Source organism: Thiorhodococcus fuscus (assembly GCF_042682685.1).
Lineage (GTDB): Bacteria > Pseudomonadota > Gammaproteobacteria > Chromatiales > Chromatiaceae > Imhoffiella > Imhoffiella fuscus.
Map to the genome: position 1 here is coordinate 94,109 of NZ_JBHUHX010000002.1, position 13,653 is coordinate 107,761.

Sequence of the window (13,653 nt, forward strand, 5' to 3'; positions counted from 1 at the left end):
CATGGCGTTTCTGACGAATTTCTACGCCTTCCTGTTTTACTTCGCGGCCTTCGTCATCGTCTCCGGTTTGGTCTTCAAGATTGTCCAGTACTCACGTACCCCGGCGCCGTTGAAGATTCCGACGACTCCGGCTCCGACGACACGCAGCGGTGTGGTCTTCAGGATGATGCGAGAGGTCGTCCTCTTCGAGAGCCTGTTTCGCGGCAACAAATGGACCTGGATCTTCGGTTGGATGTTCCACTTCGGCCTGTTCCTGGTCACGTTGCGTCACCTGCGTTATTTCATGGAGCCGGTGCCTTTCCTCATCCAGCTGGTACAGCCCTATGGGATCTATGGCGGTCTCGCCATGATCGTGGGTCTGGCCGGTCTATGGGTACGGCGTTTCTTCGTCGACCGCGTCAAATACATCACGTCGCTTTCGGACCATCTCATCCTGGGGTTGCTCATCCTCATCGGATGCACCGGGCTACTGATGAAGTTCGTCTTCCATGTCGACGTGGTCGAGATCAAGACCTTCTTCCAGGGTCTCTACAGTTTCGATATCAAGCCGCTGCCGGCGGACCCGCTGTTGTTGCTGCATCTCCTGCTGGTGGCGTCGCTCATGATCATCTTTCCCTACAGCAAGCTCTTGCATGCGCCCGGACTCTTCTTCAGTCCGACCCGCAATCAGGTCGACAACCCGCGTGAGCAACGGCATATCGCGCCCTGGGCAAAAAAGCTGGAACAGCACTAGACGTGTCGCGATCGGGCTCGATCGAGTTCCGAGTCGCCGTCTACCGCATTCATGAGGTTGATCCATGGCCAAGGCAACGTTTGAAGTTCCAGAGCTGACCCAGTACACCGAGGTGCCCGCCATTCAGCCGGGTGCGATGGCGCACAGCGCCACCTTCAAGGCGAAGGAGGATTTTCAGAAGGATCTGGGCTTCCCCGGCGAGCTGGTCGACGACTGGCAGACGAAGGCCATCGACAAGATGGGCGAGCTGCTGGGGAAATATCGCTCGCTGCGCGTCTATATGGACGCTTGCGTCAAGTGCGGGTCCTGCACGGACAAGTGCCACTATTTCCTGGGGACCAACGACCCCAAGAACATGCCGGTCGGCCGTCAGGATCTGATGCGCAAGGTCTATCGGCGCTACTTCACCCTGCCAGGTAAGCTCTTTCCCAAGCTGGTCGGTGCCGAGGACTTCACCAAGGAGGTTCTCGACGACTGGTACTGCTATTTCCACCAGTGCTCGCAGTGTCGGCGCTGCTCGGTCTTCTGTCCTTACGGCATCGACACCGCCGAGATCTCCATGGCCGCGCGCGAGATCATGGACAGCATCGGCGTCGGCCAGAAGTACTGCAACGAGATCATCGGCAAGGTCTACAAGATCGGCAACAACCTGGGGCTTCCCGGTCCGGCGCTCATCGACACCCTCGAAGGGCTGGAGGAGGACGTCTTCGACGAGACTGGGGTCAAGGTCCGCTACCCCATCGACGAGGAGGGTGCCGAGGTCCTGCTGGTGACGCCCTCGGCCGACTTCTTCGCCGAGCCGCACGTCGACGGTCTGATCGGTTACGGCAAGGTGTTCCACGAGGCCGGCATCTCCTGGACCATGAGCACCCATGCCTCCGAAGCGGCCAACTTCGGCATGTTCATCGGCTCCTACGAGAACATGCGCCGGGTCGCCCAGCGCATCCGCGAGGCGGCCATCCAACTCAAGGTCAAGCGCATAGTCTTCGGCGAATGCGGCCATGCCTGGCGCGTCGCCTACAGCTTCCTGAACACCTTGGCCGGCCCCTGGGATTTTCTGGATCCGCGCTATCCGGTGCCGCAGCACATCTGCGAGTTCACCTACGGTCTGATCCAGGAAGGCAAGCTGACCTTCGACAAGAGCGAGAACGACGACAAGGTTCTGACCTACCACGACAGCTGCAACGTCGCCCGTGCCTCGCGTATGGGCGAGGTTCCGGGCGGCCAGTTCGAGATCCCGCGCGCCATCATCCGCGCGACCTGCAATCACTTCTACGACATGGACGAGGACACCATCCGCGACCGCACCTTCTGCTGCGGTGGCGGTGGTGGCCTGCTGACCGACGACCTCATGGAGGTTCGGGTCAAGGGCGCCAAGCCCAGGATGGATGCGCTCAACAACGTCATGCAGGAGAAAGGCGTCACGCACATGGCGGCCATCTGCGCCATCTGCAAGACCCAATTCAGCAAGGTTTTGCCCTATTACGGCATGGAGATGGATCAGATCCTGAGTCTGCACCAACTGGTGTCGAATGCGATCGTGCTGACGCCCGGACCCGATGACGCAGAGGAGGACGAGGACGACGACCTGGACGGCGACGCTCTCGATAACGATAACAAACAAGAGAACGACGAGGCGGCCTGACCGGGGCCATCGGGCGAGCCGTGGTCGGACTGCAACCGGCCTCGCGGACTGATATGAACCCCCTGATCCCGCGTCAGGGTTCAACTGGTACGGAGAGTGATCAAGATGGCGACTTCCAGCGATGAGATGCAGACCAAGCCGACCTGGCGTCGTTTCGAGGACGGCGACAATGTCTGGGACGACCTGACCGACAAGATCTTCAATCAGGACCGCTCCCACAAGTGTCCGACCTATGTCCACAAGACGCCGCCCTGTCAGGGAAGCTGCCCCTCGGGCGAGGACATTCGCGGCTGGCTCGCCATCGTTCGTCAGCAAGAGAAACCGCCGGTCGGCATGGATTGGCAGGAATACGCCTTCCGCCGCTCCACCGACGCCAATCCATTCCCCTCATTGATGGGGCGCGTCTGTCCGGCACCCTGTCAGGACGGCTGCAACCGTAACGAGCTCGAGGACTACGTCGGCATCAACGCGGTCGAGCAGTTCATCGGCGACACCGCCATCGCCAACGGCTACACGTTCGATCCGGCTCCGGCCGACACCGGCAAGCGCATCGCCATCGTCGGCGGCGGTCCCGCCGGTCTGGCCGCAGCCTATCAGCTGCGCCGCAGGGGGCATGCCTGTACCATCTTCGAGGCCAACGACGGTCTGGGCGGCATGTTCCGCTTCGGCATCCCCGGCTACCGCGTGCCGCGCGACAAGCTCGATGCCGAGATCCAGCGCATCCTCGACCTCGGCAACATTGAGGTGAAGCTCAAGACCCGTATCGGTACCGACGTCACCGTCGAGCAGCTCGAACAGGACTACGACGCTATCCTCTGGTCCATCGGCTGTCAGAGCGGTCGCGGTCTGCCGGTGCCCGGATGGCAGGGCACCCCGAACTGTGTCACCGGCGTCGCCTTCCTCAAGGCCTTCAACGAGGGACGCATGAAGGTCACGGCCAACAAGGTCGTCTGCGTCGGCGGCGGCGATACCTCGATCGACGTGGTCTCGGTCGCACGTCGTCTCGGCCACATCACCACCGAGAACAAGAACGACAATCTGCCAGAGACCGTCATCCACGACGGCTACGTGGCGCACGACGCCGCAAGCGCGGCCGCTGCTGTGGGCGCCGAGGTGACCCTGACCTCGCTCTTCACCCGCGACAAGATGACCGCCGCCGAGCACGAGGTGGACGACGCGACCCGCGAGGGCGTGACCATCCTCGATGGCGTCATGCCGGTCGAGTTGATCAAGAATGCCGAGGGCCGAGCCATTGGGCTCAAGGTTGCCGACTGCACCATGGTCGATGGTCGTCCGACCCCAGTCGAGGGTACCGAACGGGTTCTGGAGGCCGATCTCATCGTCTCGGCCATCGGCCAGGGCGGCGATCTCTCTGGACTGGAGGCGTTCGACAACGGACGCGGTCTCATGGACGCCGACAAGTTCTATCAGGTTCCGGGCAAGGCCGGCCACTTCGTCGCCGGCGACATCATCCGTCCGCATCTGTTGACCACGGCCATCGGCCAGGCCTGGATCGCCGCCGATTCGATTCACGAGTATGTGATGCAGGAAGAACACAGACGTCGTCCCAAGGTCGACGTGCACCACTTCGATCTGCTCAAGAAGATGACCGAGGCCAATCTGGCCCCGGAACACTTCGATCCGGCCACGGGCGATCTGCGCGGAACCTCCGACGCCAACTATGCGATCCACAACTACGAGGATCGCTCTGGCGCCGAGGTCATTCCGCACGACGAGCTCTTCCTGGGGCACTTCAATTTCGTCTCGCGCAATCTGCGCAAGGAAGAGGTGCCGAGCAAGGATGACGTGCTTGGGCATTTCCACGAGCGCGTCATCGGTCTGACCGAGCCGGAGGCGATTGACGAGGCCAAGCGCTGCATGAGCTGCGGCATGTGCTTCGAGTGCGACAATTGCGTCATCTACTGCCCGCAGGACGCCGTCTACCGGGTCGAGAAGGACAGCCGCACCACCGGCCGCTATGTGGCTACCGACTATGCCAAGTGCATCGGCTGCCATATCTGCGCCGACGTTTGCCCGACGGGCTACATCAAGATGGGTCTGGGCGAATAATCCGGATGGAGGGATCGATGGCTAAAGCCGCCCTGAAGGCGAGTCTCTTCCTGGGACTGATTTGGGTCTTGGTCGCCCAGACCGTCCTGGCAGACGAGGTGAAACGCTACGTGGTCGAGGGTTCCCGCGCCGCCGGGTTGGACGCCTGCGTCGAGCCGACGGAGCGGATGCGACGCATGCATTTCGAGTTCATCAAGCATCAGCGCACTGCGACCGTCCACGAAGGTATTCGCGGGACCAAATACAGTCTGGCCGGCTGCGTGGATTGCCATATCAGTTACAACGCCGAGCATGAGGCGCAGCCCATCAACCGTCCCGATCAGTTCTGTGGCGCCTGCCACGCCTACGCGGCCGTAGACCTGAACTGCTTCGACTGCCATGCGTCCATTCCCAACCGACCCGAGTCGGGTCCTGGGGCCCAGGCCGCTCACGCAGGCGTCGGACGGCCGGGGCACTTGGCTCACGCCCATTCGGGCGGGGGAGAACGCTGAGATGAAAGACGAGAATCGCGCGAATCTCGAACCGGTCGATCGCGAGCGCCGCACCTTCATCGGTGCGGCGGTCGGCGTCGGTGCCGCCATGGTGGCTCCGGGCGTCATCCTGCATGTGGTCGAGGCAGCGCCCCGTGCGGCGTCGGTAAGTAGCGACGTGCGTTGGGGGTTGGTGATCGATACGGCCAAGTGCGCCGATGGCTGCTCGGCCTGCATCGATGCCTGCGATCGCGAAAACGGCCTGGATCTGCAGACCAAGCCCAAGCCTCTGTCCGAGTCCAAGTGGGATCAGCAGAAGGCGGTGTGGATCCGCAAGGTCAAGCTGCAGGACAATCAGACCGGACGCATCACCAATCTGCCCATGATGTGTCAGCACTGCGAGGATCCTCCGTGCGTCGACGTTTGCCCGACCGGTGCCTCCTTCAAGCGCGCCGACGGCATCGTGATCGTCGATCGCCATCTCTGCATCGGCTGCCGTTACTGCATGATGGCCTGTCCCTACAAGGCGCGCAGCTTCATTCATGAAGAACTCAAGGGTCAGCTGACCAGCGTGCCGCGCGGCAAGGGCTGCGTCGAGAGCTGCGACCTTTGCGTCGACCGCCGCGACTATGGCGAGGACTCCACCGCCTGCGCCGATGCCTGCGCGGCCGAGGGGCACAACGCAATCGTCTTCGGCGATCTGAAGGATCCCGAAAGCCCGATCAGCCAGTTGCTGAAGGCGCTTCCGACCCGTCAGATCCGCGAGGATCTTGAGTTGAATACCGGCGTGCGCTATGCGGGCGTCTAGTAAGGACGACGAGAGATGATGAAACGAATCGTTTATCGCGAATGGCGGATCCCTCCGGCGCGTTTCTGGGGCATCCTCGGCATCCTCGCCGCCGTGATCGGGATCGGCACGCTGTCCTTCGGCTATATGGAGCATCAGGGACACTGGGTCACCGGCATGAACAACGCGGTGGTCTGGGGGCTGCCGCACGTCTTCGCGGTCTTCCTCGTCATCGCCGCCTCCGGGGCGCTCAACATCGCCTCGATCGGAACCGTCTTTCGCAAGCCCATCTACAAACCGCTGGGACGGCTATCCGGGCTGCTCGCGGTCGCGCTCCTGGTGGGCGGACTCCTGATTCTGGTCACCGACCTGGGGCGTCCCGAGCGACTGATCGTCGCCATCACCAGCTACAACTTCAGCTCCATCTTCGCCTGGAACATCTTTCTCTATACGGGGTTCATGGCGATCGTCATCGCCTATCTCTGGACCATGGCGGACCGTCAGGGCGGACCCTTCAACCGCCCGGTGGGTATCCTCGCGCTCTTCTGGCGTCTGGCGCTGACCACGGGTACCGGATCCATTTTCGGCTTCCTGGTGGCGCGCGAGGCCTATAGCGCGGCCATTCTCGGTCCCATGTTCGTTGTGCTTTCCTTCGCCTACGGACTCTCGGTCTTTCTGCTGGTGCTCATGTTCGCCTTCGCCGACGAGGGACGCGTGATCGGTCCCAAGATCCTGCGCCGGCTCAAGAATCTGCTGGCCATCTTCGTCGCCGGTTCGCTCTATTTCATGCTGATCTACCATCTGACCAATCTCTACGCGGCCAAGCACGACGACTTCGAGTCCTGGTTACTGTTGCGCGGCGGGATCTACACCTTCGCCTTCTGGGTCGGCAGCATCCTGATCGGCGGTCTGCTGCCGCTGGGAATCCTCTATCACCCGGAGAAGGGCAAGAACTGCAATTGGGTCGCTGCAGCGGCTGCGCTGGTCATCGTCGGCGGGTTCTCGACCATGTACGTCGTCATCATTGGCAGTCAGGCCTATCCCATGCCGCTGTTCCCCGGTCAGACGATCCTGGAGTCCGGCTTCGGCGATGGGGTCGGCGGGCGCGCCGCATCCTATTGGCCGTCCATCCCCGAGCTCCTGCTCGGGCTCGGCGGCGTGGCCGTTGGACTGCTGATCACGGCCGTCGGCGTGCGTGTCCTCCAGTTTCTTCCTGAGTCGCTGGCCGACGACGTGGTCCCGGTCGACGAGGAAACCCTGGGCGAAGCCGCCTTCGCCAAGCCGGCCTGAGCCCCGGTCAGGCGTTTCCGGCTCCCGTTACATGGCACATCTCTATATCGCGGCACCCCAGAAATCATCGGGTAAGACCACCCTCTCGATCGGGCTCTGCCGCGAGTTCCGCCGTCGCGGCCTGGCCGTCCAGCCGTTCAAGAAGGGGCCGGATTATATCGATCCGCTCTGGCTGACCCAGGCCGCCGATCGCCAGTGCTACAACCTCGACTATCACACCATGGCCTCGGCCGAGATCGCCGAGGTCTTCGCGCGCGAGCTGGAGACGGCCGATCTGGGCGTGATCGAGGGGAATGTCGGGCTCTTCGACAGCACCCATCTGGACGGCGCCTTCAGCAATGCCGAGCTGGCCAAGCAGTTGCGCTCGCCCCTGGTGCTGGTCGTCAACTGTCACGGCATGGCGCGTGGAATCGCACCCCTGCTGTTGGGCTATCAGGCGTTCGATCCCGCGCTTCGCATCGCCGGCGTCATCCTGAACAAGGTCGGCGGCATGCGTCACGGCGAAAATCTGGTGCGGGTGGTCGAGCACTACACGGATCTTCCGGTGCTCGGTCTGTTGCGCCGCGACGATGAGATCGCCATCGCCGAGCGTCATCTCGGGCTCATCCCGAGCAACGAGGCGGGCGACGCCGAGCGTTGGGTCGAGGCGATCCGCCACCGGGTGGCCGATCAGCTCGATGTCGATCGGCTGATCGCAGTCGCCGAGGAGGGCGCCCGTCCGCACGTCTCCAGCCGCCCGATGCAGGTGCGCCATGAGGCGGGTCCGACGCTGCGGATCGGGATCGCGCGCGACGAGGCGTTCGGCTTCTATTATCCGGACGATCTGCGCGCCTTTGCCGAGTCGGGTGCCGAGTTGGTCCCCTTCAGTCCGCTCCGGGATCCCGAGTTGCCCGAGGTGGATGCGCTCTTCATCGGCGGAGGCTTCCCCGAGTGCCGGATGCGCGCGCTCGAAGAGAACCGCTCCATGCGCCAGCACATCGCCGAATTCATTGCTGACGGCGGTCCGGTCTATGCCGAGTGCGGTGGTCTCATGTATCTGTGCGAAGGGCTGCACTGGAAGGGCGAACGAGGGTCCATGGTCGGCGCGCTCAAGGCCGAGGTCGAGATGCGCTCCGGTCCACAGGGGCGTGGCTATGTGCGCCTGAGCGAGACCGACGCCTTCCCCTGGCCGCGCGTGCACTCGGGATCGGTCGAGATCGCCGCCCATGAATTCCATCACTCGGCCCTGATCCAGCCGAATCCATCCTGGCGCTATGCCTATCGGGTGCTGCGCGGTGTGGGGATCGACGGCGCGCACGATGGCGTCGTGCAAGGCAACCTGCTGGCCTGCTACAGCCATCTGCGTGGCGTGGGATCAGCGCGCTGGACCGACCGATTCCTGGCTCACGTGAGGGATTGCCTGGGTGGTTGATCGTTCGAGCCATCGGATGGTCGGTCACGGCACCACCCGATTTCGAGCCCGATGGTAAACTGTCCATCGATTCCAAGCGGATAGCCAATAGGATAGGGTTTAGCGATGTTCAAACTCACAGCCGCCGCCGCCGAACAGGTCCTCAAGGCCGCCAAGCAAGGCGGTACCGAAGGTATGCCTCTACGTCTGGCCGCCGCCCAGCAGGCGGACGGAAGCATCGACTATCGGATGGGCTTCGACGAACTGACCGAGGACGACATTCGTATGACCTGCGATGGGATCGAGGTCATCATGACCCCGGAGCAGGTGCCCCTGCTGGATCAGGCGACCATGGACTACGTCGAGATCGAACCCGGCCAGTTTCACTTCATCTTCCTCAATCCCAAGGACGCCAACTTCACGCCGCCGAACGCATCTTAGGGTTTCTGGACGGAGTCGCCCTGGACGCTCGATGGAACTCAGCCACGAGGACAGTCTCCGGCTCAACGTGCTGCTTGCGAGCAAGCCGCTCGCGATCCGTATCGATACGTCCAAACTGCGGGTTCTGGGACTGACCGAGCGTGGCGAGCTCAGTCTGCAGCTCAATCCGACGACCCGTCCCGAGCAGTATCTGCGTTGGGTCAGAGAGACCATCTCGGGCCATGTGCTGGGTTCGCCCGGCGGTTATCCCGTCTATCTGAGCCGCTGGACCCGCATGGGTCAGATGCGTGACGGCAGTCTGGAGCAATTGCTGATGCTCGGCGAGCCCGAGGCGGTCGTCGCCGCTGTCTGCGCGCCCGGTCTCGACGATGAGTTGGCGCGGCGCGCCTGGTGGGCGATGGAGGACGCGGCCAACGCGCGGCGCATGCTAACCAATCCGCAGGTCGTCCGGGGACGCATGGGACCGCTGCTCGCCGACTATCTGGTCGAGCATCTGCCGTTCGAGACCGACCACGAAGACATCATGGAGTCGGTGCAGCTGGTGCTTCAGTCCGGTTTGCTGGATGACAGCCGTATCGTCGAGCTCTGGCACCGATCGGCGCGCAAGCCGGCCTATCTCGTCGGCTTCATGCGCGCCCTGCCCGATGCGCTCTGTGTTTCCAGCCCCGCCCGAGCCTGTCCGGATGTCCTGCACCGTCTAGCCGAATCGGACCCGGTTGCCGCTTTGATCCAGTGGCTCTACGCGTCTTCTGGTCAGTTTCTCGTCTCGACCGCCGCCTCGGCGCTGGCCAAGCCGCCGACCCAAGAGGTGATCCTCGCCGCCTTCGCCTGTCTGCGCGACTTTCTTGCGCCAGTGAGGCCCGAGGGCGACCCGGATAGGGACATCGCCGAGCTGATCGCCGATGCCGACGCCTTTGTCGATCCGGCAGATCCCGATCCCTCGGTCGCCGAGATTCTGGCCGAGCTTCCCGCGCTGGCGCCCGAGATCGCCGCCATGCGCCTGCTCTCCGGGGTCGGCTATGGTCTACTGCGGCCCATCCTGAGCGACTCCGCCACGCTCGGTAGTCTCATGCGGCGCAAGCTGTCGCCCGTTTTGGATCCGATCCAGGAGCGTCTTACTCTGTTGCAGCGATAGGCTGTCCAGTTGTCGCTTCCGTTCACAATAGACCGCAACCCGCACTCTGCGCGTTCGCTTTCGTTCCACCGAAATGAGACGGGCGCCGGCGATCGGCGTCGTTGCGTCATGCTGGAGCCGTGCGATTTCCCCAATGCCTGGCGAGTTGATGCAGTGCCTCGGCCCCGACCGGTTCGGTTGCGAGCAGCGGGGTCTCGACGATCGGCAGGTCGGGCAGGGCGGCGGCGAGATCCTTGAGACAGGCTTCCTCCTGACCTCGGCGCCGTTCCAACAACTCGCCCGCGTCTTGGGGCGAGCGACGATTGACGACCAGCGCCCCGACCGGGATGCCCTGGTCGGCCAGTTGCGCGCGCAGCTCGATCGACTCCAGCACCGGTAGACGCTCCGCCATCAGCACCAGCACGAAGGCGGTATTCGCCTGCTCCTTCAGATGATCGCGCAGCGAGGCGAAGCGCAGACGCCGTCGTTCCAGCACCGAGAGAATCTGGTCGTCGCGGTCCGGGCTGCCGATGGTGCGGCGCGCCACCTCGTCCGGGTTCATGCGCCGGAAGGCGTCTCCGAGCTTGTTGGCGCTGTGACGCGAGCGCAGCAGACCCTCGGTCCAGGTCGACATCAGTTCCGGCAGGGCCAGCAGCCGTGCCGTGTGGCCGGAGGGGGCCGTGTCGAAGATCAGCAGACCCTCGCCGTCGCCGTGATGGAAGTGGTGGTGGACCAGATCGGCGATGCGTTCGAGCAGGGCTGCCTCGTGCAGCCCCGGTGCCTGACGCGCGAGCGCGAGCTGACGGTCGACCTCGCCCGAGAGATTGGCCGGCATCAGCCGCCGTAACGAACGGCCAACCTGCTCCAGATGGGCGTCCGCGATGCCTTGCGGATCCAGCTCGATCGCCTCCAGATTGGGCGCGATCTCGACCGCATCGGGTCCGATGCGCCGCTGCCAGAGGTGCCCCAGGTTGTGGGCCGGATCGGTCGAGACCAGCAGCACGCGACGGCCCCGCTCGGCCTCGGCGAGGGCGACCGCCGAGGCGGTCGTCGTCTTGCCGACTCCGCCCTTGCCGCCGAAGAAGAGCAGACGGCGCTCTGCGGCGAGCCTCAGCAGCATCGGATGTCATCGAGCGGCGAATGCTCGAGCCCCATGCGACGGTGCCAGTCGTGAAACTGCTCGTAGAGCAGTGGCATCAGTTCCAGGGTGTACCAGCCGACCGGGTTGGGTACCCCCAGGCTCTCGGCGAAGACCATGAGCATGAAGAGATCGTCCTGATCGCGCCGGGCGCGGCCGAAGGTGCGCCGGTAGGGCGCTACGTAGAACTCCCGCAGGAGTTCCTCGAAGCGCCGCCAGCCCTTGAGTGTTTCCTCGTTCCCGTCGGTTGGGCTCATGTCGGCAGGTCCGCGCTGCGCTTGGCGAGCGCGAGCCCGGCCTCCACGGAGACCCAAAGGGCGGCGACCAGGATGATCAGATCCATGCCGATCAGCAGCCAATTACCATCGGACCAGAAGCTGCCGAGCTGGATCAGCAAGGCGTAGACCGTCATGGCCAGCAGGAAGGCCAGGGGGATCGCAGTGAAGACGATGGGGCGGCCGAGACGCGCCAGGATCACGGACAGGATGGCCAGTGTCAGGCCGGCGAGCAGCTGGTTGGTGGTTCCGAACAGGGGCCAGATGAGCATGCCGCCGGATCCGTCGCCGCCCGCACCGAAGGCGAGGGCCAAACAGGTTACCAGCGCCACGCCGGTGGCGACGTAGCCGTTCTGAAGCGGCTTGAACGTGGTCATCTCACCGACTTCCTGGATCACGTAGCGCTGTAGGCGCATGCCGGTGTCCATGGTGGTGCCGGCGAAGAGGATGGCCATCACCGAGAGGATGGTTCCGCCGAGCTCAGGCGAGATGCCCAGGCCATCGGCCAGGATGCGCCCACCGCCGTTGACGAATGCGGCCAGGCTGCCTTGGCCGAAGCTGGAGTAGACGCCTTCCCATTCGGAGACCGTAGCGAAACCGGCGACCGTGCAAATGATGGCCGCCAGGGCCAGCATGCCCTCGCCGACGGCACCGAAATAGCCGACGAAGCGTGCGTCCGTCTCCTTGTCGAGCTGTTTGGAGCTGGTGCCGGAGGCGACCAGCCCGTGGAAGCCGCTGATGGCCCCGCAGGCGATGGTGACGAAGAGCAGTGGCACCAGGGGCGGGGTGCCCTCGGGCAGGTTCTGGTTGATCATGGGCGCGACCACGTCCGGTGCTGCGATGATGGTCGCTGCGTAGAGCAATCCGAGACCGATGAAGAGCTGGAGGCCGTTGATGTAGTCGCGCGGCTGCAGCAGCACCCAGACCGGCAGCATGGAGGCGATGGCGGCATAGGCGAAGAGAATTAGGATCCACTGTGCGTTCGGCGACAGACCCATGACCTGATCCGGCAGACTGAGCGGATAGGCCTGGCCGACGAAAATGAGGGCATAGAGCACCGCGACGCCGATGATGGACGGCCACAGCAGGCCCATGCGGTAGCGGTAGATCGCCTGTCCGATGATCAGCGCGACCACGATCGCCCCCCATGCAGGGATCGTGGCGGCGGGATCATGAACCAGCAGCTTGGCGATGACCACCGCGAAGGCGCTGTTGACCATCAGCAGCAGCAGGAAGATGACGACCATGAAGAGTGACTTGGCACGATGACCGATGACCTTGCCGGTGAGCGCGCCCATCGACTGGCCACGGTGCCGCACGCTGGCCCAGAGTGCGCCGAAATCGTGCACCCCTGCCATGAAGACGGTGCCGATGGTCACCCAGAGGAAGGCCGGTAGCCAGCCCCAGAAGACCGCGATCGCCGGCCCGACGATCGGCGCTGCCCCGGCAACGGAGGTGAAGTGATGCCCCCAGAGCACGAATTTGTTGGTGGGGATGTAATCGATGCCATCGCGCAGCTCGTGCGCGGGTGTCACGAAGTTCGGGTCCAGTCGATACAGCTTCTCGGCGACGAACTTCGAGTAGACGAAATAGCCCAGCGCCATGGTGCCTAGGCCGACCAATAGTAGATAAATGGCGTTCATCGCCTCTCCTGGGTTCTTTTGGATCGAGCCCTGATGGCTCTCGAATCAGTGCCGAGCCGGTTCGCTCGGAGGCACCCTATTGTAAGCAAGATGACGGGATGTGCCTTTGCTATCTGTCCAGTGGGGTGCGACGCGAACCCCTCGCAGCGGTTGAGCGCGGTCATGTCGTCTATGGGCAGGCCGATTTCATTGGCCTCGGATAATAGGGGGAAGCGAAATCGGATGCCGGGTAGGGAAACAAGTGATCGGGGGCGATGTAGGTGAAATGTTGGAAATCCGCAACGGTCATCAGACCGTTGGCGCCGAAGAGCAGGTTCGACGCTGTCATTGGGGACATCCAGAGATCAGGCACCGAGCTGGAAGACGTTCTGGGGACCGCGCTCGGCGGTTGATCGCGGGCCGCCGACCTCGTGCTCGGTCGGTTGCGGCCCGCCGTGCGATCAGGTGGCGATCGCCTCGTCTGCGACCTGTTGGAGGTGCTCGGTCAAGGCCATCGCGCCGACGAACCTGGGTTCGCCACTAGTTGTGCAGATCTTCGACCATTGCTGTGTAGGCGCCGATCTGGGCCTCGGTCAGCAGCCCCAGGCCCGGGCCGCCCTGCCAGCCGTCGGGTTGGCCGTAGGTGGCGTCGATGCGTGGCATGATCGCGAGGTCGTT

At 63.6% G+C, this 13,653-nt stretch carries 12 protein-coding genes; 9 read left to right on the forward strand and 3 right to left on the reverse strand.

The features are described from left to right. Position 1: 1 nt before the first annotated feature. From ACFSJC_RS01200 to ACFSJC_RS01240, 9 genes are all read left to right on the forward strand, one after another. Complete coding sequence (locus ACFSJC_RS01200) at positions 2-733, forward strand: respiratory nitrate reductase subunit gamma (protein ID WP_386022012.1); 732 nt, start codon at positions 2-4, stop codon at positions 731-733. A gap of 64 nt (positions 734-797) precedes the next feature. Next, entirely contained in the window at positions 798-2,378 is a 1,581-nt protein-coding gene (dsrK, locus tag ACFSJC_RS01205; protein ID WP_386022015.1) for a sulfate reduction electron transfer complex DsrMKJOP subunit DsrK, read from the forward strand. Between the two features lie 105 nt (positions 2,379-2,483). After that, a complete protein-coding gene (locus ACFSJC_RS01210) occupies positions 2,484-4,448 on the forward strand; it encodes an NAD(P)-binding protein (RefSeq protein WP_386022017.1) in 1,965 nt (654 codons plus the stop codon). A gap of 17 nt (positions 4,449-4,465) precedes the next feature. Further along, positions 4,466-4,939: a sulfur reduction protein DsrJ gene (locus tag ACFSJC_RS01215; protein WP_386022020.1), complete on the forward strand. Its 474-nt coding sequence runs from the start codon at positions 4,466-4,468 to the stop codon at positions 4,937-4,939. Between the two features lies 1 nt (position 4,940). Continuing rightward, positions 4,941-5,726 (forward strand): sulfate reduction electron transfer complex DsrMKJOP subunit DsrO, encoded by a 786-nt coding sequence (dsrO, locus tag ACFSJC_RS01220; protein WP_386022023.1) that lies wholly within the window; start codon positions 4,941-4,943, stop codon positions 5,724-5,726. A gap of 18 nt (positions 5,727-5,744) precedes the next feature. Continuing rightward, the gene (gene nrfD / locus ACFSJC_RS01225; protein WP_386022026.1) at positions 5,745-6,995 is read left to right on the forward strand and encodes an NrfD/PsrC family molybdoenzyme membrane anchor subunit; all 1,251 of its coding nucleotides are present in this window, start codon (positions 5,745-5,747) and stop codon (positions 6,993-6,995) included. A gap of 31 nt (positions 6,996-7,026) precedes the next feature. After that, positions 7,027-8,406, forward strand: coding sequence for a cobyrinate a,c-diamide synthase (locus ACFSJC_RS01230; protein ID WP_386022029.1), 1,380 nt, complete (start codon positions 7,027-7,029; stop codon positions 8,404-8,406). 105 nt (positions 8,407-8,511) lie between these two features. Continuing rightward, positions 8,512-8,826 carry a HesB/IscA family protein gene (locus ACFSJC_RS01235; RefSeq protein ID WP_386022032.1) on the forward strand — a complete coding sequence of 105 codons (315 nt, stop codon included), beginning with the start codon at positions 8,512-8,514 and terminating at the stop codon, positions 8,824-8,826. A 31-nt stretch (positions 8,827-8,857) separates the two neighbouring features. After that, entirely contained in the window at positions 8,858-9,961 is a 1,104-nt protein-coding gene (locus ACFSJC_RS01240) for a sulfur reduction protein DsrS (RefSeq protein ID WP_386022035.1), read from the forward strand. 106 nt (positions 9,962-10,067) lie between these two features. Here ACFSJC_RS01240 and ACFSJC_RS01245 read toward each other — a convergent pair whose 3' ends face one another. From ACFSJC_RS01245 to ACFSJC_RS01255, 3 genes are read right to left on the reverse strand one after another with little or no spacing between them, the layout of a single operon-like run. Continuing rightward, positions 10,068-11,060: an ArsA family ATPase gene (locus ACFSJC_RS01245; RefSeq protein ID WP_386022038.1), complete on the reverse strand. Its 993-nt coding sequence runs from the start codon at positions 11,058-11,060 to the stop codon at positions 10,068-10,070. Further along, on the reverse strand, positions 11,051-11,335 hold the full coding sequence (locus ACFSJC_RS01250; protein WP_386022041.1) for a cory-CC-star protein: 285 nt from the start codon (positions 11,333-11,335) through the stop codon (positions 11,051-11,053). Before ACFSJC_RS01250 ends, ACFSJC_RS01245 begins: the two co-directional genes overlap by 10 nt. Next, positions 11,332-12,996, reverse strand: a complete 1,665-nt coding sequence (locus tag ACFSJC_RS01255; protein ID WP_386022043.1) for a carbon starvation CstA family protein — start codon at positions 12,994-12,996, stop codon at positions 11,332-11,334. The genes ACFSJC_RS01250 and ACFSJC_RS01255 overlap by 4 nt, the downstream gene beginning before the upstream one ends. Positions 12,997-13,653: the final 657 nt, after the last annotated feature.

Coding starts and splice junctions, on each gene's coding strand:
- ACFSJC_RS01210 (WP_386022017.1), top strand. CDS start 2,484: ATGGCGACTTCCAGCGATGAGATGCAGACCAAGCCGACCTGGCGTCGT.
- ACFSJC_RS01245 (WP_386022038.1), bottom strand. CDS start 11,060: ATGCTGCTGAGGCTCGCCGCAGAGCGCCGTCTGCTCTTCTTCGGCGGC.
- ACFSJC_RS01215 (WP_386022020.1), top strand. CDS start 4,466: ATGGCTAAAGCCGCCCTGAAGGCGAGTCTCTTCCTGGGACTGATTTGG.
- ACFSJC_RS01235 (WP_386022032.1), top strand. CDS start 8,512: ATGTTCAAACTCACAGCCGCCGCCGCCGAACAGGTCCTCAAGGCCGCC.
- ACFSJC_RS01200 (WP_386022012.1), top strand. CDS start 2: ATGGCGTTTCTGACGAATTTCTACGCCTTCCTGTTTTACTTCGCGGCC.
- ACFSJC_RS01230 (WP_386022029.1), top strand. CDS start 7,027: ATGGCACATCTCTATATCGCGGCACCCCAGAAATCATCGGGTAAGACC.
- ACFSJC_RS01240 (WP_386022035.1), top strand. CDS start 8,858: ATGGAACTCAGCCACGAGGACAGTCTCCGGCTCAACGTGCTGCTTGCG.
- nrfD (WP_386022026.1), top strand. CDS start 5,745: ATGAAACGAATCGTTTATCGCGAATGGCGGATCCCTCCGGCGCGTTTC.
- dsrO (WP_386022023.1), top strand. CDS start 4,941: ATGAAAGACGAGAATCGCGCGAATCTCGAACCGGTCGATCGCGAGCGC.
- ACFSJC_RS01255 (WP_386022043.1), bottom strand. CDS start 12,996: ATGAACGCCATTTATCTACTATTGGTCGGCCTAGGCACCATGGCGCTG.
- dsrK (WP_386022015.1), top strand. CDS start 798: ATGGCCAAGGCAACGTTTGAAGTTCCAGAGCTGACCCAGTACACCGAG.
- ACFSJC_RS01250 (WP_386022041.1), bottom strand. CDS start 11,335: ATGAGCCCAACCGACGGGAACGAGGAAACACTCAAGGGCTGGCGGCGC.